Below are 23,685 nucleotides of genomic sequence, written 5' to 3'. Positions count from 1 at the left end.
GCGCAGCGAAAGCGAGTCTGAACAGGGCGACGAAGTTTGATGCATTAGACCCGAAACCCGGCGATCTATGCATGACCAGGTTGAAGGTGCGGTAACACGCACTGGAGGACCGAACCGTTCAATGTTGAAAAATTGTCGGATGAGTTGTGCTTAGGGGTGAAAGGCCAATCAAGCCGGGAAATAGCTGGTTCTCCGCGAAATCTATTGAGGTAGAGCGTCGAATGATTGCCGTTGGGGGTAGAGCACTGGATGGATGCGGGGGTCGCGAGATCTACCAACTCTAACCAAACTCCGAATACCAACGAGTCTAGTTCGGCAGACAGACGGCGGGTGCTAAGGTCCGTCGTCAAAAGGGAAACAGCCCTAACCTACAGCTAAGGTCCCCAAGTCATCACTAAGTGGGAAAGCATGTGGGATTTCCAAAACAACCAGGAGGTTGGCTTAGAAGCAGCCATCCTTTAAAGAAAGCGTAACAGCTCACTGGTCTAAACAAGAGATCCTGCGGCGAAGATGTAACGGGGCTAAAGTGATGCACCGAAGCTTAGGGTTCAGTCTTTGACTGAGCGGTAGCGGAGCGTTCCGTAGGCCGTTGAAGCGATCTGGTAATGGGTCGTGGAGGTATCGGAAGTGCGAATGCAGACATGAGTAGCGATTAACAGTGTGAGATGCACTGTCGCCGAAATTCCAAGGGTTCCTGCTTAAAGCTAATCTGAGCAGGGTAAGCCGGCCCCTAAGACGAGCCCGAAGGGGGTAGTCGATGGGAACCACGTTAATATTCGTGGGCCTGGAGGTGTGTGACGGATGGCGTAAATGGTCTGGGCTTATTGGATTGCTCCAGGCTGTGAAGTCGTCCCAGGAAATAGCCCCTCCGTATAGACCGTACCCTAAACCGACACAGGTGGAATGGTAGAGTATACCAAGGCGTTTGAGAGAAGTATCCTGAAGGAACTCGGCAAATTGCCTCCGTACCTTCGGAAGAAGGAGGCCCCACATATGCGCAAGCACTTGTGGGGGGCACAGGCCAGGGGGTAGCGACTGTTTAGCAAAAACACAGGGCTCTGCTAAGTCGGCTTCAAGACGACGTATAGGGCCTGACGCCTGCCCGGTGCCTGAAGGTTAAGAGGAGGAGTGCAAGCTCTGAATTGAAGCCCAGGTAAACGGCGGCCGTAACTATAACGGTCCTAAGGTAGCGAAATTCCTTGTCGGGTAAGTTCCGACCTGCACGAATGGCGTAACGACTTCCCCACTGTCTCCAGGATATGCTCAGCGAAATTGAATTCTCCGTGAAGATGCGGAGTACCCGCGGTTAGACGGAAAGACCCCGTGCACCTTTACTGCAACTTCAGAGTGGCATTAGGAAAGAGCTGTGTAGCATAGGTGGGAGGCTTTGAAACTTGGGCGCCAGCCTGAGTGGAGCCATAGGTGAAATACCACCCTGCTGTTTTCTGATGTCTAACCTCGCACCGTTATCCGGTGCAGGGACCCTCTGTGGTGGGTAGTTTGACTGGGGCGGTCGCCTCCTAAAGAGTAACGGAGGCGCGCGATGGTGGGCTCAGGACGGTTGGAAACCGTCTGTTAGAGTGCAATGGCATAAGCCCGCCTGACTGCGAGACTGACAAGTCGAGCAGAGACGAAAGTCGGTCATAGTGATCCGGTGGTCCCTCGTGGAAGGGCCATCGCTCAACGGATAAAAGGTACGCCGGGGATAACAGGCTGATGATTCCCAAGAGCTCATATCGACGGAATCGTTTGGCACCTCGATGTCGGCTCATCACATCCTGGGGCTGGAGCAGGTCCCAAGGGTTTGGCTGTTCGCCAATTAAAGTGGTACGTGAGCTGGGTTCAGAACGTCGCGAGACAGTTTGGTCCCTATCTGCCGTGGGCGTCGAAATTTGAGAGGAGTTGACCCTAGTACGAGAGGACCGGGTTGAACATACCTCTGGTGTACCTGTCGTCACGCCAGTGGCGCAGCAGGGTAGCTATGTATGGACGGGATAACCGCTGAAAGCATCTAAGCGGGAAGCCTCCCTCAAGATAAGATTTCACAGGACCGTGGAAGACCACCACGTTGATAGATCGGATGTGGAAGTGCGGTAACGCATGAAGCTAACCGATACTAATTGTCCTATTCGCGCTTAAACGGTTCATCACGAACCGCAGAGTCCCACCATCAATGACAGCTCTGGACAACAGATGCCTGACAGACATGGTCGGTTATCAAGCCAGCCAGATAGATCTCTCATAAACAAATGTGCACGGTATCGATTGAAACCCCTTATATGCGCCTGCTTCATTGCTTGGTGACCATAGCGTCTGTGACCCACCCGATCCCATCCCGAACTCGGCCGTGAAACCAGTCTGCGCCGATGGTACTATTGCTCAAGCACTGGAAGAGTAGGGCGTCGCCAGGCATTGAAGCACGCGCATATCAGGACAAAAACCCATTCACAGTTCATCAAAGGGCGGACCCAAAAGGTCCGCCCTTTGTCCTTTGGTGTCGCGGGATGGAGCAGCCCGGTAGCTCGTCAGGCTCATAACCTGAAGGTCGTAGGTTCAAATCCTACTCCCGCAACCAAAACAAGGTCCAAAAAGACCAACAACGTCCCAAATGGGCGTCATAAAAAGGCCTATATTCAGGCTGTTATCTCATGTAACATGGTCTCCAACAGGATCATAACCGCCCAGGTGGTTACCATGAGATTTGTTGGTAAATTTGTTGGTGCAAAGTTAGGATTCAAGTCTCGCGCACGGCGTCCAGGAGACTGATCCGTGCTGACCGATACTATCATCCAATCCATTTTGCCTGCCGCCCGCCCGATCAAAAAAGCCGATGGTGGTGGTCTCAATATCTGCGTCCTGCCCAACGGCCGACGCGAGTGGCGGCTCTCCTACCGTTTCCATCATAAGCAGAAGAGCATTACGGGAGGCGACTATCCGTTGATGAGCATCGACCGCGCCAGGGTCTGGCGTGAGGAGATGAAAGCGGCTCTCTCCGCCGGGAAAGATCCGGCCAACATCAAGCGACAGCTAAAATATGAGGATCAGGCCGAGCGGACGACGTTCCGCCAACTGGCCCAGGAATGGATGCTTGCCAAGCGACCGGGATGGTCCGATCGCTATGCGGGTGTGATCGAGCGTCGGCTCGAGGCCGACATTTTTCCTACTATCGGAAAACTGCCTGTGCGATCGATCTTGCCGCGCGACATGCTCAATGCTCTCAAGGCCATTGAGGACCGCAGCGCGTTCGAGATGGCGCATCGGGTGCGGGCCTATTGCAGCGAAATCTTCCGGTTCGGCATTCCAGACGGTCGAGTTCTTACGGATCCCTGTCGTGATCTGGGCACCGTAATGCGCAAGCGCGCGGCGGTCACGCATCGATCAAAGATACCGATCAAGGAATTGCCGCGCTTCTATGCTGCGCTGAACGCAGATACGGGCTCTCGGCTAAGCCAACTTGCCTTGCGTTGGACGATTCTCACCATGGTCCGGACGACGGAAACCCGGCATGCACAGTGGAGTGAGTTTGAGGGCTTGGGCGGCCCTGAGCCGCTTTGGCGCATTCCAGCCGAGCGAATGAAGATGCGCGTCGAGCATCTCGTGCCGTTGCCACCGCAGGCGGTTGCTTTGCTCCGGGAAATCAAGGAGCTCAACGTCTATGGGAAATATGGGAATGAGCGGTTTGGCCAATATTTGTTCCCGGTAATCGGGGTCGCGTCCGTCAATGTGGTGTAGAATTGGGTGTGGCCAGCGGGCTGCATTTTCAGGCGGCCTTGGGTGTAATCTGTAGCGGCTGTGCCTCCTCGATCATTGGTGTAGCAAGGGCGGCCATGCCCTCGATCTGCATGTAGCGGTGCTGGAGCTGGTATTCGTCATTCTGCTCCAGCAGGACGGCGCCGACGAGGCGGATGATGCTATCCTCGTTCGGGAAGATGCCGACGACATCGGCGCGGCGCTTCACTTCCTTGTTCAGGCGTTCCAGTGGATTGGTGGAATGTAATTTGACGCGGTGCTGCTCGGGGAAGGTCATGTAGGCCAGCACGTCGTGCTCGGCATCGTCCATGCAGGCGCCGAGCTTTGGCCAGCGGGTACGCAACTGGTCGGCGACCTGGCGCCAGACCTGTGTCGCGGCGGCATGGTCGGGCTGGAGGAAGACCTGGCGGATGGCAGCGGCGACGACGGTGTTCTGGCCCTTGGGCACGTAGGCCAGGGCATTGCGCATGAAGTGGACGCGGCACCGCTGCCAGGTGGCGCTGAGCACGCGAGTGATCGCTGCCTTGAGGCCCTCGTGGGCATCGGAGATGACCAGCTTCACGCCGGTCAGTCCGCGGCGTGCGAGGTCCTTGAGGAAGCTCGACCAGAATGGCTCGGCTTCGGAGGGTCCAATGTGAAGGCCAACGATTTCGCGCTTGCCCTCGGTGTTGACGGCAACGGCTATTATCGCGGCGACACTGACGATCCGCCCGCCCTCGCGCACCTTGAGGTAGGTAGCATCGAGCCAGAGGTAGGGCCAGTCGCCGGTGAGCGGCCGCTTAAGGAAGGCATGGACACGTTCGTCGATATCCTTGCACAGCTTGGACACCGAGGATTTGGAGATGCCGGTCATGCCCATGGCCTGCACCAGCTCGTCGACACGCCGGGTGCTGACGCCGGCGATCCACGCCTCCTGGATCACCGCGACCAGCGCCTTCTCGACGGTCTTCCTGGGTTCCAGGAAGCCAGGGAAGTAGGCGCCGGTCCGTAGCTTGGGAATCCTCAGGTTGAGCGTGCCGAGCCGGGTATCGAGGCTGCGGTCGCGGTAGCCGTTCCGCCAGGTCGTCCGGTCGCCGGAGCGCTCGTGTCGGCTAGCGCCGACCAGGCCATCGACGTCGGCCTCCATGATGATCTGTAATACGCTCTCGGCGATCGTGCGCAGGAAATCTCCATCTCCAGTCTTCGCCATCAGCTCGGCAAGCGGTAGTCTGTCGTTGGTCATCGGGATCAACTCCTCGGTGGGCGTGTGAAGTGTGGTAACTCCACCTTACCGATGAGCCCGGTGGCCACCGAGATCGAAATCGCATGGGGTGGGGCATGCCCCACCCCATGCGATCATCTCAATCTACACCAGAAATTACACCACGAGCGCGGACGCTAACGTAATCGGCAACCAGGGGGACACGATCAGTTCGAACCGCATGCTGGTCTTGCTTCAACGGCTAGGGGTTGGCGACAAGGCGACAGTGCATGGATTTCGTTCTATAGCCAGCACCGTGCTGAATGAAACCGGGCTGTTCAAGGCGGATTGGATCGAGCTGCAGCTGGCACATGTACCCGGCGGTGTTCGTGCCGTCTACAACGCCGCGCGCTATCTGTCCCACCGTGGCAGATGCTCGAATGGTGGGCCGACTATCTCGACAAGGCCGAACAGGCTTCAGCGGCGATCGCCATTGAGAAGGCGACGCCGGCAAAGCCCAATATCGGGGCGCTGGAGTGGTTTCAGTCCTCTTGGTAGGCGCTTGGTGCCTGCATCCAGCGTAAGATCCTCGAAAGGCGCCAGGCCACCGCTCTGGCGCCGATCTTTTCCGGCGCCGGGAATGTTCCAAGGTGGATGTCGCGATAGATGGAAGCCTTGGGCTTGCCCGTCTTCGCGATCACGGCTCTCAGCCGCAGAAACTGCTCGTTATTCTCGTCCATTTGCAAACCAATGGTGACACGCCTCGAAGAGGAGACCCGGATCGGCAAAGGCGGGACCCTGGCGGCGCAGCTGTCGCGGCTCGACCTGATCGTTCTCGACGAGCTCGGTTATCTGCCGTTCGCCCGCTCGGGAGGGCAGTTGCTGTTCCACCTCATCAGCAAGCTTTATGAGCGGACCAGCGTCATCATCACCACGAACCTCGCCTTCGGCGAATGGCCGACCGTGTTCGGCGATCCCAAGATGACCACGGCGCTGCTCGACCGCGTCACCCACCACTGCGATATCGTCGAGACGGGCAACGACAGCTGGCGCTTCAAAAACCGCAGCTGACAGCCACCTTCGGCGCCTTCAAAAATCTATCTTGCGCTGCGCGCGCCTCCGGTCGGGCTACGCCCGCCCTCCGCCGCACGCAGCGCAAGGCCATCTTCAACAAACCAGCATCATATTATCTGAAAAGGGGGTCCCTCTTCGACGCCGATCGGGGGTCCCTTTTGAACGCCGTTTGACAGCTGCGACCGATCAAACCGGCACGCAGTGCCAACTGCGCTTCCTCGCTGCGGCGATTGAGCCGCCGCGACCACAGTGAAGATTGCAAGATGGTGTCAAGTGCTTCGGCAATGCCGTCGTCAGGCACCTCGGCATCACCGAGCAATGCCAGGATAGCAGTGTCCAATGAGGCGACATACCCGTCCCATGCCCGGCGTTCCCTCTCCGCGTCGTCGGGACTTTCACCCGCTACCGCCGGGAAAGCCCAAGCCTGGGCCTGATTGAGTACATATTCCGTGAGATCAGGCAGACTACGCCTGACCTGCGCTTGCATGCGCAGAAGCAACGTCAGGACCAGACGCAGCAGCCCGCTTTCCATCTCGCGCGACGTGACATCCGCGATCAACCCTTCCCACTGAGCGGTGCGATAATCGTGCTGGTCGAAAATGGGATAGAGGACGAGCCCCTCGACATCGACATAGGCCCGACCTGCCCGGCCCACGACATTCTTGAACTCAGCCGCCTCAATCCTTGCGCGGTTCCGGTACAGCGAATGGATGATGACTGCGGTCGCGGAGAGATTGAGCCCCTGCGCCAAAGTCGGCGAAGAGATCGTGACCTTGAGTACGCCTTCGCGAAGCAGTCGCTCGACCTCCTTGCGATAGGCAGTCGGAAGAGCGCCGTGATGGATGGCGACGCCAAGCCTCAGGCATTCGAGTATCGGATGGTCAGCACCGAGCCACTCCGCTCCCAGCACGAGCGCTGTCTCGAGCACTGCCGGCTCTACGGTCAGCAGGCTTCTCAACGCGCCTCTGCGATGCAGGTCGATGATGCGGGCGGCGAAGGGTTCGACGTGCTTGCGAACCGGGCAGAACACCAAGACTGACTGCCCATCGTCGACCAGCCGCCACGCGGTTGCCAGGCAAAGCTCGCCAAGATCCTTGGGAAACGGGGTTATCCGCCGACCGACCGGCGGAACAAAGCTCGTCAGATAGCGCGGTACAAACGGGCGCTCGTCACCCACTCGCAGGTTTAGACGAGCAGAATTGCCGTTCCAAAGAACCTCGCCATATCGCAGCCGCGTTGGACGCCAATCATTCTTGATCAGCCCGCCTGGCTGATCACGCCTGAGCCAGCACGCGAAGTCGTCGAGTTGGTCGCCGTCCGGCAAAATCGCTGACAGGCAGACAATGCGCCGATCGGCGGCGTCAGCCCGCTTCAGGAGCCGCTGAATCTGAACCTCGTAGCGAACTTCACGCTCGCTCAATCCGATCATATGGCCTTCGTCAAAGATCAGCAGCCCGACATCATCGAGCAGTGTCGGATCGTTGCGCAGCGCAAAATCGAGCTTTTCAGGGGTCGCAACGACGATATTCCGCGTGCGGATCGCATCCTCATCGACGTCGCTAACACCCGTACTCCCGTACAGCGCAGAGATTGTCATACCCAGCGGGCCGAAGGTTCTTTGGAGAACGATTTCGGTTTGCGCGGACAGGGCTCGAAGCGGGGTGACAAACACGATCCGCTTATCCGCAGCCAGGCATCGCAGGATGCACAGTTCCGCGATGCGCGTCTTTCCTGCGCTCGTCGGCAAGGACACGACGAGATCGTCGGTTTGGTTCACGCTTCGGGCGGCCGCATCGATCTGCGAAGGCCATAGCTCGAGTTCTGCCTTTCGCCGGCTGTACAGCACCGCAAGAAACAATGTCCTGAGCCCCGGCCATGTCGGGGCATCCCCGCCGGCCGGCACGATCGGCAATCGATCGTGAAAACTGCAGTCCCAAAGGTCCGAAAGCAGGTGGATTGCGATCCGGTTGATCCACCATTGGGGAACAAGGTTCAATTCTTCGCTGGCCGCTACATTTTCGGTGAGCTCTGCGATTGCCCCATCGACAAAGGCACGTTCCCCCCGTTCGAGTGCCACAAGGAACATCGCGATCGCGCCGAAGAAGCGGTCGGTGAGCACGGTATCGACCGCGTCGAAGACAAAGCCCGGATCGTCTCCCTCGGGTCGCCCCAGCAATTCCTCCACAAGCAACTGATTCTCAAGCGAGGCGGTGATCGCGCGGTCTGATCCGGCGCCGCTCAACCGGAATGCCAGAACCATGGTTTCCAGCTCGCCCAGGTCCCGAAGCATCAGGAGCGCAAGCGCCCGCTCGGATCGCGAGAAATTCGCGTCGGCAATCACATGGCTGAGAAGCGAATACGCACGTGCCGATAGCCGCGCCAAATGATAGCTCGCCGCACCCATCACGAAATGGAAACTACGGTCGCTTCCCCCGCGTGGCCCGCGAGCGATCACAGCCTCGATCGCGGTCGCGGCTTGCTCGAACGCCATACGCGCCCGGCCACGATCACCGCCTTTGTGGCGCAGCCGGATGCCCATCTCTAGAAGGGCATACCCATAGCCGAGCAGATTATTGCTAAGCTGCGGCGTAAACGCAGGCGACTCGGGCGGGAGGATGCCGTCCCGCCATACCATGGCCCGCGCCTGACCCCGTGCAATCAGACGGTTTCTGAATCCTGGAACGGTCGCCGCATCGATATCGGCCTCGATCGCCTCAACTGTGGTTGGCATCGGTAATCACCCGGTCATACACGTCGGCGATGAAGTTGCCGTGGGCGTCGATCCGCACTCCAACATAGTTCTGCGGGTATCCGCCAGCATACCCTTGAAGGTTCGCACGCAGGATATTGCCAGGATCGTTTCCGGAGAATGTGAAAAGGAGGTGTGTGACGGCCTGAGGGGCGATACCATGCTTCAACAACGCGTCATCGATCGCATCGGCGAGCGCGTCCTCGCCAGCCTCCATCAATCGCGCGGAGATGAATGCGAGTGCATGTGTGGTGGGCAAGCCACCCTCTTTGTCCAGTCCCTCCCGTGCTTCTGTAACGACCCCGCCCGCCAAAGCCGCACGGCTCTTCGCCTCGGTCTTGAGAAAGTGAAGTCGCCCAGTCGCTTGATCGCGCATCAAGCCGATCACGTCGTCACCGCGCATCGCCATGTTGCGATGGTCCTTCCACCGCAGGCGTTTGATCGGCACATCATAGGGTGTTTCGCTAGCGATATATTCGGTCGCGAGGATCTCCCCCAGATCGCCGGACCGGATCGATTTTGTTGTCGGCAGCTTGTTTTCGATGAACGCCGCTGCCTCCGGCCGGCCAAGCCTGCGCAGGATGCGAGCGACCTGCTCTTCGGCGGCATAATGCTCGGGGACGATCGCGGCGACCGCGACGCATCCGTTCGCCGTGTCTGCTGCGCGTGCGGATATCACTTGCAGCGCATGCGGCCCCACATCCTCAAGCGCACTGTCACACCAGTTTGGAAATCCGACCATGCTTCCCCCTGCGCCGACCATAAAACATATAGCCGAGATTCGCACGGAATAGCTGGGCCGATATGGTCGCGAGGATCGTAGGCCTGGGTATCAATGCTCGATACATCCAATGACGGTAGTTGGGATGCTAAGCGGACATAGCCCCTCGCCCTCTGAACGTTCGTTATCTAGCGGATGTTACTCCAAAGCCGACCGAGCAAAAAGTCCCAGTCCTTGCCGTTGTAGGGCCTCTGGGTTTGACGTTGGAAAAGGTGCCGGAGCCACTGCCAACGCACAATTTACGATGCAGTAGCCCTATATTCCATCGCCTCAATGGGCAGCATTCCTTCGCAGATTCGCAATATGGGCGGTGCAGATTTCATGCGTCATCTGCCCCAGAATTTTGATCCGCTCGGCGAGCCAGTTCAATTCTTCAGGTGCGATCCGGTAGTGCTTTGAATAGCGCGCCTTCACATAGGCGTCCTTGAGCTTCTGGAACATCGCCCGTTCCTTCCGGGTACCGCGCGGCCAAACGTCGAACAGCGATTGGTTGCGGCCTTCTGCCTGAAGCCTCAGGAACGCGACATTGTGATCGTAAGGCGTATAGAACGTCAACGTAAGCAGGATGGCCTGATACAGTGCCTCTGTAGTTCGATGGAATAGGAACGCCGCCTGTTTGTGGAAATTTCGCTCAACCGCAACCTTTGCGAGTTCGAAATTGCTCATCGCGTCCGGGAAATATTCGTCAAAATATTCCTGCGCAGCCTCCAGCGCCTGGTTTGGCGTCTTGGGCTTGGGCTTGGCGAGTTCGCGACTGTCTCCGTCATAGAGGGCGATGCCTTGCTCCGCGATCTCCATGAAGAAGACCCGGCCATGGGCAAGGCCCTGATTAACCTGCTGGAGCGAATGGACGATGAAATGCACCGGCGTGTTGATCCGCTTCTCGATGATATAGGCGTCGATCAGCCTTTGCTCCGCCGCCGACCAGTATGCGGCAACATCGGCCATCTCCTTCTGGTTGACGATCACCAGTATATCCATGTCTGACTTGTACTGGTTGGCGTCGAACGGCGCATCGACCCAGTCGCCCCGTGCATAGGAGCCGAACAGAATGATCTTGAGGATGCGCGCCGATTTCCGCCGGCCCGTCGCATTTTCGGTTGCCTCGCGAAATTCCGCGAACAGAATGCGAACGACCTCCTCAAGCTCGCGCTGCTTGGCCGCCGGAAGATGGTCGAGGTCCGTGCGCATCACTGATGTCCGATGAGATGGAGGGCTGCCTTGCCGCCGCTGACTGCCCTGAGCGAGAGCCGTCGGTCGAAGGTGGCAAGCTTGCCATCATGTGCCACGGCAAGCGCGAGGAGATAGGTGTCGGTAACCTGCGCAGAGGTGAGAAGCTGGCTCTCATCGACCCGCTCGTCGGACAGAAGGCTGATATCGTCAGCCCAGAAGCTGTGCCCTGGCAACTGCCGCATCTGCCCGATGATGCGCGCCACCTCGGCTGGCGAACCGGGGGTCGAGGGATATTTGATGTTCCCCACGATGCGGATGACACCATTCTCGGTGATAGGGCAGGTAGCCCAGGCCCTGGCACCGATGGATTCGAACCAGTGATGCGCGGCATCATGGCCGACATGATTGGGATCGATCAGAGCAACGAGCACATTGACGTCGAGAAGATAGGTCACGGCGCCTCGTCTCGCAGCGCGTTGACGATCTCTGGCGTCACCACGACGCCGGGTTTCGGAGCGAGGAGGGCGATGCCGTTGCGGCTGCGTGCGGCTTCGGGGGCGCGAAGCGAGCGACGGGCCAGATCGGAAACGACCTGGCCGATCGAACGGTTCTGATGCTCCGCGATGGCGCGCGCGGCTTCCATCACATCATCATCTATGACCAGCGTCGTACGCATCAGCTCATCCTTGTCGCATCTGTCATCACGCATCATATTAGATGCGCGGCGGCGACGCAACTCCCGGCTCACGGGGCCCATCGTGCAAGCCGGTCCATGATACGGTCCAGAGCGTGCCGGGTGTCGTCCGTCATGGTGACGATAATCCGCCGCTTGTCCATATCGTCGTGGCGTCGCGCGAACACCCCCCGGGCGGCAAGCTTTGCTGCCCAACGGTGCGCACTGGAATCCGGTATGCCGGCCGAGAGGCAAAGCGCCGACTGATAAACGTCCCGTCCTTCGCTCTCCGCTTCATAGAGTTCAAGCAGCATATCCCAGTTGAAATTGGCGCATAGTTTCTGCCCGAAGGCCGCCTGCACCAGTCGCCGTTCCTCTATGAGGACCCGGCAGATCCGGGCACGGTCCTGGCGGCGGGCCTTCTCCGATTCCTGCGGACCGATGGGCTCGCCTTTCCTTGTCATGTCCATGTGTGTCCGCCTTTTTTCAGGACGGGGCGACGGAGGGCAACAGTCCTTCGCGGCGATAGGCCTCGATCAGCGCATGCTGCTCATCGCCCAGTGCGTCGACGGCGCCGATATTGGCATCGGTACTGCGCAGCATCTTCGAAGGACAGTGGCCCTCATAATTGCCGAGGTTCGGACGATGGATACGATAACCGATGAGATCCGAAAGGTCCGGGTCGAATTGCCTCGCCACGTCCGGCGGGTAGGCAAGCCATTGCAGCTCATAGGGCTTGAGCCAGCCCAGCGCATAGCTGACGATCATGCCGCGACGGGGGTGATCGGTCTTGTTGGCGCCGCCTGCGTGAAGCGTCGATCCGAGAAACAGAAGCGCCGAACCCGGCTCCATCTCAGCGACAATTGCCTCGTCGGGATCGAGGATCGTCTCATCCTGCCGCCGGTGGCTGCCCGGCCAGACCCGCGTGGCGCCATTGTCCCTGGTAAAGGATGTGAAGGGCCACATCACATTGACCAGGAATTCGACATGGAGGTCGGGATCAACCAGGCGGCTGCACGGCCACATGTCCTGATCGCGGTGCGGCACCTGCTCGATCGAGCCAGGCATGAGTTCGATCGCCTGGGTGAGGTTGAGCGCGACACGGTCGCACCAGGGGCCAAGGATCTGGCGGACCACCGCCAGTATGAGGTCATGCTGGACGAAGGCCTGCGCATGGGGCGAACGCCGCAGCAGGCTGCCGAACCTCTTCGTGTCATTGCCGTAGAATGGACCGGTCGAAGCCGCCGCCCTCTCGAAATCCGCGGAGAGATCCTCGGCAAGGTCTCGGGCGGAGGCGGCGGGGAGGGCGGCAGGAATGATGCAATAGCCCTGGTCGAGCAGGGCGCTCGTGTGATGATCGGCAAGCGGGGCAATGTCGGGTAAATTTGCCATGGTCGCTTCTCCTCAGGCCGCCGCAGCAGCCGCGAAATGAACGGGTGTGTCCTGCCAGACGCCCGCTTCGGCCATGCGCGCTGGGGTGTCCCTGTCGATGCTGATCTCCATGGCGCCTGTCATGCCGAAGGGAAGCATCTGGGGAAGACCGAGCGGGCGACATTCCCAGCCGAAGGACAGGATCTGGCTGAACCAGGGCATGTCGGCGACGCAGCAATAGCGCTCGATGCCATTGTCTAGCGCGAAGCGGGCCGCCATTGTCACCAGCCGGTTGCGGACTTGCCGTCGCTGGGCGGCCCTGAGTTCGCGCGACAGGCAGAAACGGGAGATTTCCCAGACTGCCTGGCTGGCCGGGGGACCTGCCTCGCACAGGAAATCGAAAATGTCGCTGAGCAGCGTCGGGCCGGTGGTGGGCAGTAACCGCATGGAGCCCAGATGCGTGCCGTCCGGCTCGGCCGCGATCAGATAGAGGGTCTGCGGCCCGTCAAACTGGTCGATCTCATATTGGCCTTGAAGGACCGGAACATCCCAGCCCAGAAGATCTACGAAGACGCTCTTGCGCGCCGCGTACATCGATCGCAGCACTGCATGTTCCTGCTCGCGACTGCCCTCAATGATGTGGGTCATTCTGGCTCCCTATCTGCTGTTGCCTGTTGCGGATGGAGGTTCGCGCAGACCGGGGAGGGGAGCCATCCCGCGAAAAAGGGGGATGGCGGGCAGCGATGACCAGAGGCATCATCGCCCCACGGATGTGGGTCATCGGACGTGATGGTCGCGCGACAGGCGAGGGCGGCGCAACGGGCGCAACTGGGCGCATACGGTCAGACTTCATGTCTGCCGCTGCAAGGCACCATTCAGGGACGACGGCAGCACGGCCGATACCAAATGTCCGGGCTTTTCTGCGTCAGCCTAAGCGCGGCAAAAGGACCTGTAGCAGATCTGCCCGTCGAAAAGGCATCGCGCTACAAGCTCGGTGCGCTTGTAGACATCGTAGCGCCGCATCGCATCCTCCACATAATCCCGCACCGTATGGGGGGAGAGTTCAAGGATGATGCCGATTTCCCGGTCAGTCTTGCCGCAGGCGATGAGCGCGATGCAGTCAAGCTGTCGGGCAGTGAGCGTCGGCACGCGATCGTCGCCGGTCGCAAGGCCCCAGCGCTTGCACTGGATCCGCCGCGCGGCTTCGAAGGCGAACATGCCGATCACCTGCACCGTACCGAGCAGTTGCGCGGTGAGTTCGATCGGTCCACGTCCTCCGAAGGAGCAGGTGCCCCGATATTCCCCGGGCGAATGGACGGGAACGGTGAGGCCTTCGACAAGGCCAAAGGGGCGGGCCTCATCGAGGATGCGCAACTGACGTTGGGTCAGGCTGATCATTGATGGAATGAGGCTCCAGAGGAAAGCGGTGACCGTGCGCGTGCTGGCCGCGTGGACCGGATCGTCAATATAATAGTTGCTGAGCAGCGCGCGTTCGACCCAACCTTCATGATAGTTCATGATGATGGTTGCTTCGCGGGGCGGCCCGACCAGATCGACATGGCTGACGAGCGCGAACTGCTCGCAGCCGATCGATGGCGTGATGTCACAAAGCAGGGCCTTCAAGGCAAATTCGTCCTCCACCATCCGACAGTTGCCAATGAATTCGCTGAGCTGTGGACCGATATACATGGGCGTTCTCCTCACTAGGGGCAGCGCCTTTGGGCAGCCTTCTCTCCAGGCAGGGTAGCGCGCAAAGACGCGCCATCTCCATTGCACGCGCCCGGCACTTCCGGTCGCATATCCCGCCCACCGCCTGGCTCTTGCCCTCAGCCTGCCTGCGCAACCGGCTGGAATCCTTCGCTCTACGGGACAGTTTGAGAGTATCTTACCTCCCCGGTGATGATAGTGGGTTTTCGTCCGAAACGGGGTTTTGTGACATTTTCATGAACCGCCGTTGTAGCGACGCAACGATTTTCCATGAACCGTTTCCGGGACGGGGAGCTTTAATCTACACTCCCCTCATTCACTTGACCTACTGAAGCATCGTTTATTCGAAAATATGCCGCGAGCGGCCAGTACGCCATCACGACCACATCAAGCCATGTCCTGACCGGGGCGCCCCCCGTTAAGCGTGCGAGGCTGTCGACGGGCAGCATTGCGAGAAGGCTGGAACTGAGGGTCGGGGAAGGCATGCGAGACCGCCACTCGCGGCCGCGTCCTGGAGGGGAGCTTGCGGGACGATGTCGCCCCATAGAGAAGGCGCCGGACGATCGATCTGATCGGCCCGGCGCTGATTCAGGCGTGCTGATCGAAGCGCGGCCTATGTCGGCCGAGCCCCTCCGGTTCAGCCGTTCAGCCGATCCTTGAGGGCCTTGGCAGGGGTGAAGCCCAGCTTCCTGGAGGCCGCGATGCTGATCGTCTCGCCGGTGGAAGGGTTGCGTCCGTCGCGCGCGGCGCTGTGCTTCACCTTGAACTTGCCGAAGCCGGGTACGGAAACCTCCTCATCCTTTTCGGCGGCCTTGGCAATCTGCGCGAAAAGGCCGTCGACGACCTTCTTGACGTCGGTCTTGGGAAGACCTTCATTGGCTGCGATCGTGGCGATGAGGTCGGAAAGCGACATGGGTACTTGTCCTTGTGATGCGAATCGTGGCTCTGTTTGTTGCCAAAGCGGTGGCGAGCCGTCGAGAGGACGACTCGGCGACTTTGCTGCCTCGCAGCCATTGTTCAGCGCTTTCTAGATGCAGGTTCTGACGAGGGTGGTGGCGGCGAGACGATCCGCGCGGTGGTGACCTTTGGACCCGAATATGCGACCGCTGATTTGGTGGTGGGAGACAATTCGCCCGGAGCGAGCGGCAGTGCTTTGACCGCCTGAAGGGGGGCAGTGCCGCCGGCGCGGATTGCGTGCTGCAGGATGTCCCGAAAAACCCGCTCGCCTATCGCTTCGATGGGAATCTCGGCAACGATCGCGCCATATCTTGTGCGAAGCGCGCTCCGCGCCGCCGCAATCTCCTCCTGCAATCTGCGCTGACGCGCCTCGAGGTCGACCAGGCGCTCACATTCATTCTGTTTGGGCATGATCCATTTTTCCATATGGGCCTGCCCGCCGGTGTTGAACTTGGCATGATTTCATGCCGATGCAAGGTCAGTGCAAGGCGCTTTGGCAATCTGGGCGCAAACATGGCTTTTCTGATTCTGGCGTCGCCGGCTCGATGAAGGGGCGGTCCCACTGGCGCGCTGTACAATTTATGGCTGGGCCTCGCAGGAAGTGCGTGATGACCGCGCCGGCAGATCGGCATATATGAAGGGCTTACACCCACGCCGTCGCGCCGCTATCGGGGCGACATGAGCATCATAGCAACCATCATGAACTCGGCGACCGGCCAGCCCATCCAGAAGATGACTTTCGGACGCATGCCCAAGCCCTGGGCGAGCTTCAATCTCGAAACGGGCGAGCGGGTGACCGCGGACCGGGTCCATGTCGGCAAGTCCGCTCCTGGCAAGTTCGCCGCGCCAGTCGAAGTCTGGGTGACGCCCAAGGGATGAGAGCACATGGAAGGGTAGAGGCGATGCCAGCGCGCGATCCTGACATGAGCGGGAGGCAGGGGGCCATGCTTGGGGGCGCCGCGACTTCTGAAAGGAGGTGGGACGGTTTGAGGGGAGCTTTGTCCCTGTCATGCTGATACGCGCCTCTACCCTTCTGGGCCGCCAGGTGCGCGCGGTCAGTCGCCTTTCCGGCGGCGACCTTTCGACCGTCTTCCGGCTCGATCTCGGCAATGGCGACACGGCCATCGCGAAACAGGCGCCAAGTGTTGCGATCGAGGCGCGCATGTTGCGGCACATGGCGCTTCGCAATGTACCAGTGCCTGGCATGATCGCACAGGATGGTGATCTCCTCATCATGGAAGATCTTCCCTCTTCGCGTGGCGGCGTACGCTCCTGGGCGGAGCTTGCCGAGATACTGGACATTCTGCATGGCCGAAGCAGCACCCATTATAGCTGGGAGGAGGACTATGCCTTCGGACCTGTCACAATCTGCAACCGCCCGGCCTCGAACTGGGCCACCTTCTGGGCCGATCAGCGGCTGCGCTGCCATCTGCCCTATGTCAGTTTCGTCGTAGGCGGACGGATTTCGGCGCTTTGCGATCGAGTGGGCGATCTTATTCCGGACAAGCCGGTGCCCTCGCTCCTCCATGGCGATCTGTGGTCGGGAAATATCCTCTTCAACGGCGACCATGTTGCCGGGCTGATCGACCCTGCCTCCTATTATGGCGATCGGGAGGTTGATTGTGCCATGCTCGGCCTGTTTGATAATCCACCAGCCGCCTTTTTCGAGGCTTGTGGCCTGGAGGCAGGCTGGGAGCAGCGCCAGCCTGTCTATCGGCTCTGGCCGCTTCTGGTCCATCTTCGCCTGTTCGGGGACGCCTATGCCCGGCAGGTGGGGGCCTGTCTTGGCGAACTGGGATTCTGAATCCGCCTTTCTGGCGAATATTGATGAAAGCGTTTCGTCATCGGTCGCGGCCTGATCTCGCGTCAGCCGTGGATCTTATTCATCCTCGAGGATCGCGCCGACCATGCGGTTCCAGGTCCAGCCCGCGACCTGCATACCAATCTTGAAGCCTTCGATCAAATCTGCTCGTGGCCGGCCTCCAACAAGGCAGGGCCAGGATCCTTGATGGCTTCAAGCGTCGCACGCGCCTGCGGCAGATAGCTTTGCCACATGGGCTTGCCTTCGAACTTGATGTTCTGGCCATTGCCATCGAAGCTGCAAAGTGCGCGGGCGGCGCGCTCCAGGGGAGATTTTGCCGTGACTGGATAATCGCCGGAATATTGGCCGATGGCCATCGGGATACCGCCGTGCGACACATTGGCCGATCTTGAGGGGATGCTGTTTTGATTGGGGATACGGAAATGCACAGGTTATGCTGACGGACGAAGCAACTGGATCGACCGGGGCGCCGCAAACCCGCGACTATTTCGCCGAAATGTATGTTGCCGGCATACTCGCTGATGCCGGTTGGGACGTCTACTTCCCACGCCGCGACAAGGGGTTCGACATGATCATCAGCCGACCGTCCGGCGCATCGACGATAGTCCGCCCGGTTCAGGTAAAGGGCAAATATTCAACCGACGAGAAGACCGACAAGGCGAGATACGGCTATGTCGGGCGCGTCACCGCCTTCCACAATGACATGATCCTGGCCATACCCTATTTTACCTCGCAAAGCCTCGGTGCCCCGATGCTGATCGCGTGGATGCCGCGCGCAGAGATCAAGCAGCACAAGAAGGGCTGGCGGTGCGAACCTGCCAGGTTTGTGGAGGGGGTTCCCGAGGCCCGGCCCGGTTTCGCGCATTTTTTTGGGTCGGCGGGACTGAGCGCGTTCGAGGCGGAGGTCGGGATTTCCAATATTTAGGCCAGTTGGTCGTTGACGATTTTGAGGGGTATGAGCGTCTCCCCGTCGGGGACCGGGCTCTCCTTCACGCGCCGCTCCGACCAGTCGGCTGCCCGGCCTCGTTTGGATTGCCGGCTTTTGATGAGGCGACGCGTCAGCTTGTATAATTCTTGCCGCCTCGATCGCTCGAGGGGAAGGAGAGGGATAGGGCATTGGTGCCCCATGAAGGATGGGGTCTTGTGGCAGTTCCAGCCATCAGTAACGACCTTCTCCGGGGATTTCCTATGGATGCACATCTGGATGCTATGGGTGCGCGACTGGTTCGCAAATTCGGTGGTGTGTGGTCAAACGGCCGGGGCATGTGCAGGTGCCCCGCACATCCCGATAAAACGCCGAGCCTTTCCGTCCGATGTGGTCACTCCGCGCTTCTCTTCAAATGCTTCGCCGGCTGCACGATCAACGAGATATTTCATGCGTTCCAGCGGGAAAACTTTTCGATCAAATCAACTCCCTCACCGACCAACAAGATCGCAGGACAATGTAAAGGTACCGATCGCGCCGCCCGTCAGATTTGGGAACAGTCGCTGCCATTAGTCGGCACAGCTGGGGAGCGTTATCTGATTGGCAGAAGCATTGCGTATCGATCCGCAGCGCTACGTTATCATCCTGCCACGCCCCTCGGGGCAGGAAAGTCAGTTCGCTTCATGCCGGCTATCCTCGCGGCCGTGACGCACCGCTGCCAATTTCTGGGACTTCAGCGGATATTTCTCGATCTTGACGGGCGCCCGGCTTCCATGATCAAGCACAAGCGGACATTGGGTCGACCGCGCCACGGGGCAGTGGCCCTTTCGCCTGCTAATGAGGTGCTTGGATTGGCCGAGGGCGTGGAAACCGCGCTATCCGCCTCCATGCTTCTCGGCGTGCCAGTCTGGGCAACGCTCGGCGCAGAACGGCTCGACCGGATCGTTATCCCTGAGGAAGTGACCCGCCTTATCCTCCTTGCCGATAATGATCGTGCCGGGCGCAGGGCGGTCGATCGAGCGCGCCTACGCTACGCCCTGGCGGGACGGGAGATCGTGGTCCTGTGGCCGCCGGCACCATTTACCGACTGGAACGATATGCTGCAGGCAGGAGGAAAGGGGGAGGCGGAAGGGGTGCGGCTTGCGGCTTGATGGTCAGGGCGCGGCGCGCACTGGAGAATGTCCATGACACAGAAGCCACCGATCATTTTCGTTCCCGCTTCCAAGCTGACGGTCGCGCCGACCAACGTCCGCAAGCGGACCGATCCCGTCGCTGACGAAGAACTCAAGGCCAGCATCCTTGCCAAGGGCGTCATCCAGAATCTGGTTGGCCTGGCGGTGCCGCGCAAGAAGGATGAATATAAGATCATAGCAGGCGGTCGTCGTCTCAGGCAGGTCCAGGCGCTGATCGAGGATGGCAAGCTCGACGCCGACTATGCCGTCCCGGTCCTCGTGCTGGCCGACAAGAATGACGCCGTCGAAATCAGCCTCATCGAAAATTTGCGGCGCCTCAACATGACGCCCGCTGAGGAGTGCCGCGCGTTTCAGGCGATCATCGAAATCGAGAAGAAAACGCCCACAGATGTCGCCAAGCGCTTCGGCGTCACCGAGCGGTTCGTACTTGGCAGGCTTCGGCTAGCGGGTCTTGCCGATAGCATTTTCGAAGCCCTCGCCGACGGCGAGATCACGCTCGATATCGCCAAGGCCTATGCCAGCATCAGCGACCCGGTACGCCAGGCCGCCGTGTTCGAGGAGCTGGGTGATGGCTGGGGATCGACCAACTGCGGTGAAATTCGCCGGCGCCTGATTTCCGGCTTCTACCGCGGCAGCGATCCGAAGGCGCTGCTGGTCGGCCGGGACGCCTATGTCGCAGCCGGTGGCCGCATCGACAGCGACCTCTTTTCGGACGCGGCCAATGAGAACTGGATCGACAGCGACATCGTGGAGCGCCTCGCAGACAAACGGATGCAGGCGGCGGCGCAAGAGATCCAGGCCCGCAATGGCTTTGGCGAACTGCGGATCGTTTCTCAGACACGCGTGCCCTATATGGACGTGATGGCGCTCGACGAGATCGAGGGCAAGCCCGTACCGCTGAGCCCGGAAGAGGAAGATCGCCAGCGCGCGATCGAGCAGCAACTCGAGGCGATCGCCGAGAATGCCGATGAAGACGGCTATTCCGATGAGGAGCAGCAGGTAATCCAGGCGCTCGAAGCGGAATATGACGCGCTCAATGAGCGGCCACCCGTTCTTACGGAGGATCAGAAGGCAGCCTCGCTCGCCTATCTGGTGATCGGCCATGACGGCACGCCGCGCCTCCATGAGCAATATTACGCCATCCCGGAACCCGACCCTGAAGTGGACGAAACCGAGGGTGATCTTTCGGAAGATGTGGAGCAGGACGAAGAGCCGGTCGAGGAAGCCAGTTCGCGATCGCCCATCAGCCAGCGTCTCGCTGACGAGATGGCGATCATGAAGACCGAACTGCTCCGCGTGCATGTCGCCAGCGATCCCCATTTCGCTCTCGACCTCGGCACCTTCTTCATGGTCGATGCCGCGCTCGGCTTCCGCCATGATCTGCCGAGCGATCTGCGCGCCACGGCGCCCTATTCCCGCGTGGCCGGGTTCGAAAGTGACACGCCGGCGGCGGAGCAATGGGAAGAACTGGAGGCAGGCCTTGATCGCAGCTGGGCGAACTCGCCCGATATCACCGATCGCTACGAGGCCTTCTGCGCCCTGGACGAGGACGCCCGCGCCGCCTGGCTTGGTTGGGCGATCGCCAGAACCCTGCACGCGGTGCCGGCTGGCGGATCGGGCAGCGTGATGCTCGACTATCTCGGCCGCAAACTCGATATCAAGGTCGCGGACTGGTGGCGCCCCACCGCCCGCCGCTATTTCGACCGGGTGAGCAAGTCCACGATCCTCGATCACTTAGAGGAGGTCGGCGGCATCGAGCTGCGTAGCCGGTACGGCGCGTCGAAGAAGCATGACCTCGCGCTCTCGGCGGAAAAGCTGTTCGGCGGGCAGATCATCGTCGAAGCCGCCGTGAAGGAGAGGGCACTCGCCTGGCTGCCCGATGCGATGCGGTTCGATCCGGATGGTGAACCGCCCCGCGCCATCGACGGTGGTGACGATCCGTCGGCCAGCGACGTCACCGACCAGGGCGGAACTGACGAGGCCGACGGGCTTTCCGAGGCCGCCTGACCTCCGACCGGGTCGGGGCTGCGTTTTCGCAGCTCCGGCCCTTTGCCGCTCGCCATGACCGCGTCCTGGAGGAGGAAGGGGGTGGGGTTGGCGTTGGCGTGTGTCGGCGCTGATCGCCGCGCTTTTCCTGGAGTTCCCCTATGACCCGTTCGCTTCTTGCGGCCCTTGAGGCCGGTTCTGATCCGCTCGACCAGAAGGTCTGGACGCTGGCCGCCGTCGTAACAGCCCTCACCGACCTGATCGGGTCCGGACAGCCCATCACCCGCCAGCGCCTGTCCCGACTCATGGCAATGCATTTCGGGGCGAGTGACGCCAGCGGCGCCTGGTCGCTCCGCGAGGCTTATGATGCCCTCGAGATCGCGGAGGTCGTCGCGCTGCTGGACGGTGCCATCGATCTGGGAAATACGCCGGCTAAGGCGCTTGCGGTCTTGAACGACTTGCTCGGACGGCTGCCGACCCAGACCAGCAGGTCCGAGCAGCAGATCGACATGCAACAATTCTCGACGCCCGCTCCGCTGGCCTATCTGGCAAGTCTCGCTGCCGCCATCACGCCGGGCGACATCGTGCTGGAACCGTCAGCGGGGACCGGGCTGCTTGCGGTGTTCGCAAAGCTTGCCGGGGCGTCGCTTCTGCTCAACGAACGTGATCCTGTCCGGGCCGGACTGCTCGCCCAGGCGCTGAACCGCGAGGTCGCCCGCCACGATGCCGAATATATCGATGATCTTCTTGTTCCGGGCGAGCGGCCAACCGTCGTCCTCATCAATCCCCCGTTCGCGCGCAGCGAAGGCAGGGGAAGGGACCCTCATGCCGAGGCACGCCACCTCCGATCGGCCTTGGCCCGTCTCGCGCATCGCGGTCGCTGCGTCGCCATCATGTCCCCGGCTTTTGCCCATGATGGCAGTGGGCGCAGCGGCTATGAGGCTGTCGCGGCGTTGGTGCCGCCCCGGGTCGAGATCACAGTCCAAGGCCGTCCTTTCGCCAAACATGGCACGAGCATCTCGGTCCGACTGATCATCTATGACAAGGACTGGACCGGCACGCCTGACAGGCTGACCGTGAAGTGCCTCGACGATCTGCTTCCGCCCATCCTGGCGCTGCCACCCCGCCTGTCCGACGAACTGCCGCCCGAACCGTCCCCTGATCAGGCGAGGCCAAGGATCACCGCGCCTGCGGCACAGGCGACCGTTCGCCCCCTCTTCGCATCGGGCGCGCGCCCCGCGATGCCGCGGCCCAAGCCTCGACCTGTCGTCGCCGTCGACGGATTGGTCGAACCGCTTGCTTATAGCGTACGGGACACGCCGCTGCCCGCCGGCGAGCAGATCGGCATTTACGTGCCCTGGCGTCTGTCGCGGATGGATATCCCGCAAGCAAAGCCGCACCCAGACCAGCTTGTTGAATCTATCGCGATGTCGTCGATCATCCCTCCGCGTCCAACCTATGTCCCGATGCTGCCGCGCTGCGCGGTGGCGGCCCTGTCCGATGCCCAGCTCGAAACGATCATCTATGCGGGGCAGGCCTTCGAACGCGATCTTCCCGGACGGCATGCGCCAAATGGACCGGGCACGCTGCTGACGCCCGACGCCACTGGCGTTGCCTACCGCATGGGTTTCTTCATCGGCGACGGCACCGGCGTCGGCAAGGGCCAGCAGGTCGCCGGCTGCATCCTCGACCAATGGTCGCGCTGTCGGCGCAAGGCCGTCTGGATCTCCAAGAGCGCCGCGCTGATTGAGGATGCCCGGCGCGACTGGGCGGCGCTGGGTGGCCTGCCCATCGATATTCAGCCGCTCGACGCCTTTCCCTTCGGCGCCCCGATCACGATGGAAAGCGGCATCATCTTCCTCACCTATGCGACGCTGCGATCCCATCGCCATGACGAGGCGTCACGCCTGCACCAGTTGCTCGCCTGGCTGGAGGAAGATTTCGAAGGGGTCATCTGCTTCGATGAAGCCCATGAGATGGCCAATGCCGCCGGCACCGAAACCCAGTTCGGCACCCAGAAGGGTTCGGAACAGGGGCTTGCCGGGGTCCGGCTCCAGAATCTACGGCCGCGCGCCCGCATCCTCTATGTCTCGGCGACCGGCGCCACCGATCCCGCCAATCTCTGCTACGCCATTCGTCTCGGCCTGTGGGGCCCCGGCACCTCATTCGATGACCGCGCCGCCTTCATGAGCGGGATCGAGAAGGGCGGGATCGCCGCGATGGAAATCGTCGCGCGCGATCTCAAAGCGCTCGGCCTCTACACCGCGCGCGCGCTCACCTTCAGCGGCGTCGAATATGACCCGCTCGAACATCCCCTGACCCCCGAGCAGATCGAGGTCTATAA

General features: G+C 60.7%; 21 protein-coding genes, 1 tRNA gene, 2 rRNA genes and 2 pseudogenes (1 of these 26 cut by a window edge). 12 read left to right on the top strand and 14 right to left on the bottom strand.

Features of this window, described 5'->3' with window-relative positions:
• The 4 genes from CJD35_RS16240 to CJD35_RS16225 all read left to right on the top strand — a co-directional run.
• Positions 1-2,139: ribosomal RNA gene (locus tag CJD35_RS16240) — 23S ribosomal RNA — on the top strand; it begins 658 nt to the left of the window's first position.
• Positions 2,140-2,296: 157 nt separating this feature from the next.
• Positions 2,297-2,411, top strand: a 5S ribosomal RNA gene (gene rrf / locus CJD35_RS16235).
• A gap of 87 nt (positions 2,412-2,498) precedes the next feature.
• Positions 2,499-2,575 (top strand) — tRNA-Met (locus CJD35_RS16230).
• Between the two features lie 194 nt (positions 2,576-2,769).
• Positions 2,770-3,732, top strand: a complete 963-nt coding sequence (locus CJD35_RS16225; RefSeq protein ID WP_244917305.1) for a tyrosine-type recombinase/integrase — start codon at positions 2,770-2,772, stop codon at positions 3,730-3,732.
• Between the two features lie 28 nt (positions 3,733-3,760).
• On the opposite strand, the gene CJD35_RS16220 is transcribed toward CJD35_RS16225, so the two are convergent.
• The gene (locus CJD35_RS16220) at positions 3,761-4,972 is read right to left on the bottom strand and encodes an IS256 family transposase (protein WP_095686774.1); all 1,212 of its coding nucleotides are present in this window, start codon (positions 4,970-4,972) and stop codon (positions 3,761-3,763) included.
• A 390-nt stretch (positions 4,973-5,362) separates the two neighbouring features.
• On the opposite strand from CJD35_RS16220, the gene CJD35_RS23455 reads away from it, so the two are divergent.
• Complete coding sequence (locus CJD35_RS23455) at positions 5,363-5,488, top strand: hypothetical protein (protein ID WP_276327792.1); 126 nt, start codon at positions 5,363-5,365, stop codon at positions 5,486-5,488.
• Here CJD35_RS23455 and CJD35_RS16210 read toward each other — a convergent pair.
• Positions 5,473-5,670, bottom strand: coding sequence for a helix-turn-helix transcriptional regulator (locus CJD35_RS16210; protein WP_017181511.1), 198 nt, complete (start codon positions 5,668-5,670; stop codon positions 5,473-5,475). The two genes, CJD35_RS23455 and CJD35_RS16210, sit on opposite strands and share 16 nt — an antisense overlap.
• A gap of 10 nt (positions 5,671-5,680) precedes the next feature.
• On the opposite strand from CJD35_RS16210, the pseudogene CJD35_RS16205 reads away from it, so the two are divergent.
• Positions 5,681-6,001 (top strand): annotated as a pseudogene (locus CJD35_RS16205) (ATP-binding protein); the annotation flags it as partial.
• 115 nt (positions 6,002-6,116) lie between these two features.
• Here CJD35_RS16205 and CJD35_RS16200 read toward each other — a convergent pair.
• The 11 genes from CJD35_RS16200 to CJD35_RS22840 form a co-directional block, all read right to left on the bottom strand.
• Positions 6,117-8,735: a DEAD/DEAH box helicase gene (locus CJD35_RS16200; RefSeq protein WP_095687259.1), complete on the bottom strand. Its 2,619-nt coding sequence runs from the start codon at positions 8,733-8,735 to the stop codon at positions 6,117-6,119.
• Complete coding sequence (locus tag CJD35_RS16195) at positions 8,719-9,495, bottom strand: Hachiman antiphage defense system protein HamA (RefSeq protein WP_095687314.1); 777 nt, start codon at positions 9,493-9,495, stop codon at positions 8,719-8,721. Before CJD35_RS16195 ends, CJD35_RS16200 begins: the two co-directional genes overlap by 17 nt.
• A 309-nt stretch (positions 9,496-9,804) precedes the next feature.
• A complete protein-coding gene (locus CJD35_RS16190; RefSeq protein WP_095687258.1) occupies positions 9,805-10,725 on the bottom strand; it encodes a nucleotidyltransferase and HEPN domain-containing protein in 921 nt (306 codons plus the stop codon).
• Positions 10,725-11,162 (bottom strand): TA system VapC family ribonuclease toxin, encoded by a 438-nt coding sequence (locus tag CJD35_RS16185; RefSeq protein WP_095687257.1) that lies wholly within the window; start codon positions 11,160-11,162, stop codon positions 10,725-10,727. The genes CJD35_RS16190 and CJD35_RS16185 overlap by 1 nt, the downstream gene beginning before the upstream one ends.
• Complete coding sequence (locus tag CJD35_RS16180; RefSeq protein ID WP_095687313.1) at positions 11,159-11,383, bottom strand: CopG family transcriptional regulator; 225 nt, start codon at positions 11,381-11,383, stop codon at positions 11,159-11,161. Before CJD35_RS16180 ends, CJD35_RS16185 begins: the two co-directional genes overlap by 4 nt.
• A gap of 68 nt (positions 11,384-11,451) precedes the next feature.
• A complete protein-coding gene (locus CJD35_RS16175) occupies positions 11,452-11,850 on the bottom strand; it encodes a helix-turn-helix domain-containing protein (protein ID WP_145169972.1) in 399 nt (132 codons plus the stop codon).
• A gap of 16 nt (positions 11,851-11,866) precedes the next feature.
• A complete protein-coding gene (locus tag CJD35_RS16170) occupies positions 11,867-12,772 on the bottom strand; it encodes a phytanoyl-CoA dioxygenase family protein (protein ID WP_095687255.1) in 906 nt (301 codons plus the stop codon).
• Between the two features lie 12 nt (positions 12,773-12,784).
• A complete protein-coding gene (locus tag CJD35_RS16165) occupies positions 12,785-13,399 on the bottom strand; it encodes an acyl-homoserine-lactone synthase (RefSeq protein WP_095687254.1) in 615 nt (204 codons plus the stop codon).
• 282 nt (positions 13,400-13,681) lie between these two features.
• Positions 13,682-14,440 (bottom strand): LuxR family transcriptional regulator, encoded by a 759-nt coding sequence (locus CJD35_RS16160; protein WP_095687253.1) that lies wholly within the window; start codon positions 14,438-14,440, stop codon positions 13,682-13,684.
• Between the two features lie 655 nt (positions 14,441-15,095).
• Positions 15,096-15,371: an HU family DNA-binding protein gene (locus CJD35_RS16155; protein WP_095687252.1), complete on the bottom strand. Its 276-nt coding sequence runs from the start codon at positions 15,369-15,371 to the stop codon at positions 15,096-15,098.
• 104 nt (positions 15,372-15,475) lie between these two features.
• Entirely contained in the window at positions 15,476-15,841 is a 366-nt protein-coding gene (locus CJD35_RS22840; RefSeq protein ID WP_174703664.1) for a hypothetical protein, read from the bottom strand.
• Positions 15,842-16,093: 252 nt separating this feature from the next.
• On the opposite strand from CJD35_RS22840, the gene CJD35_RS16145 reads away from it, so the two are divergent.
• Entirely contained in the window at positions 16,094-16,294 is a 201-nt protein-coding gene (locus CJD35_RS16145) for a hypothetical protein (RefSeq protein ID WP_095687251.1), read from the top strand.
• A gap of 130 nt (positions 16,295-16,424) precedes the next feature.
• Entirely contained in the window at positions 16,425-17,219 is a 795-nt protein-coding gene (locus CJD35_RS16140) for a fructosamine kinase family protein (protein WP_095687250.1), read from the top strand.
• A 155-nt stretch (positions 17,220-17,374) separates the two neighbouring features.
• On the opposite strand, the gene CJD35_RS16135 is transcribed toward CJD35_RS16140, so the two are convergent.
• Positions 17,375-17,593, bottom strand: coding sequence for a hypothetical protein (locus tag CJD35_RS16135; protein ID WP_095687249.1), 219 nt, complete (start codon positions 17,591-17,593; stop codon positions 17,375-17,377).
• A 77-nt stretch (positions 17,594-17,670) separates the two neighbouring features.
• Between CJD35_RS16135 and CJD35_RS16130 the strand changes: the two genes are divergently transcribed.
• From CJD35_RS16130 to CJD35_RS16110, 4 genes and pseudogenes are all read left to right on the top strand, one after another.
• Positions 17,671-18,162, top strand: coding sequence for a hypothetical protein (locus tag CJD35_RS16130; protein ID WP_095687248.1), 492 nt, complete (start codon positions 17,671-17,673; stop codon positions 18,160-18,162).
• A 263-nt stretch (positions 18,163-18,425) separates the two neighbouring features.
• Entirely contained in the window at positions 18,426-19,313 is an 888-nt protein-coding gene (locus CJD35_RS16120) for a DUF7146 domain-containing protein (RefSeq protein WP_095687246.1), read from the top strand.
• A 33-nt stretch (positions 19,314-19,346) separates the two neighbouring features.
• Positions 19,347-21,362: a ParB/RepB/Spo0J family partition protein gene (locus CJD35_RS16115; protein ID WP_095687312.1), complete on the top strand. Its 2,016-nt coding sequence runs from the start codon at positions 19,347-19,349 to the stop codon at positions 21,360-21,362.
• A 140-nt stretch (positions 21,363-21,502) separates the two neighbouring features.
• A pseudogene (locus CJD35_RS16110) lies at positions 21,503-23,629 on the top strand (strawberry notch-like NTP hydrolase domain-containing protein); the annotation flags it as partial.
• Positions 23,630-23,685 lie beyond the last annotated feature (56 nt).

This window comes from Sphingobium xenophagum, assembly GCF_002288285.1.
Lineage (GTDB): Bacteria > Pseudomonadota > Alphaproteobacteria > Sphingomonadales > Sphingomonadaceae > Sphingobium > Sphingobium xenophagum.
Note: the sequence above shows the minus strand (reverse complement) of the source record. Positions and strands in the feature narration are given on the sequence as shown.